Annotated in this window: 1 protein-coding gene; it reads left to right on the top strand. The window is 68.8% G+C overall.

All coding sequences use genetic code 11. From position 1 onward, the window contains the following. Window positions 1-47: 47 nt before the first annotated feature. Window positions 48-874: methyl-accepting chemotaxis protein (locus ACDELDRAFT_RS23125; RefSeq protein ID WP_332376217.1), on the top strand; the 827-nt coding region annotated here is incomplete at its 3' end.

Genomic DNA, 874 nt, shown 5'->3' with positions numbered 1-874 from the left:
ACCTGCGCCACGACATTGCCGGGCACGAACGGGACGAAGCGGGCCGCATGCTGCACTCGCTGGCCGTCATGCAGCAGGCCCTGCGCACCCTGGTCAAGCAGGTGCGCGGATCGGCGCAGAACGTGAGCGCTGCCGCATCGGAGATCGCCAACGGCAATACCGACCTTTCGGCCCGCACCGAAGAAACTGCCGCCAGCCTGCAGCAGACGGCAGCGGCCCTCGAGCAGATCACAACACGGGTGATGCAGTCCGCCCAGGCCGCACACCGCGCGCAGCAGATGGCCGCCTCCGCCACCACGGTGGCGCAGGAGGGCGGCAACGTCGTCGCCGAGGTGGAGCGCACCATGCAGGGCATCCACGCATCGGCGGGCAAGATCGTGGCCATCATTGGCGTGATCGATTCCATCGCCTTCCAGACCAACATCCTGGCGCTCAATGCCGCCGTCGAAGCCGCCCATGCCGGCGAGCAGGGGCGCGGCTTCGCGGTGGTGGCCTCAGAGGTGCGCAGCCTCGCCACGCGTTCGGCCGCCGCGGCGCGCGAGATCAAGGCGCTGATCAACGACTCCGTCGACCAGGTCCATACGGGCGCCAACCTGGCCGGCACGGCCGGCAGCACGATGCAGCGCATCGTGGGCACCATCCAGGAGGCCGAACGCATGATGGGCGAGATCACCTCGGCCACCCAGGCCCAGAACCGCGACATCGGCCAGATCAACACCGCCGTGGCGCGGCTCGACCAGATGACGCAGGCCAACTCGGCGCTGGTGGAGCAATCCACGGCCGCCTCCGCCAGCCTGCGCAGCCAGGCCCACGAGCTGTCCCTGCTAATCAGCCAGTTCGTGCTACCCAACCAGGACCATCAAACCGCTGCCGA

This window comes from Acidovorax delafieldii 2AN (assembly GCF_000175235.1).
Lineage (GTDB): Bacteria > Pseudomonadota > Gammaproteobacteria > Burkholderiales > Burkholderiaceae_C > Acidovorax > Acidovorax delafieldii_B.
This window is presented reverse-complemented; position numbering and strand designations above follow the sequence as displayed.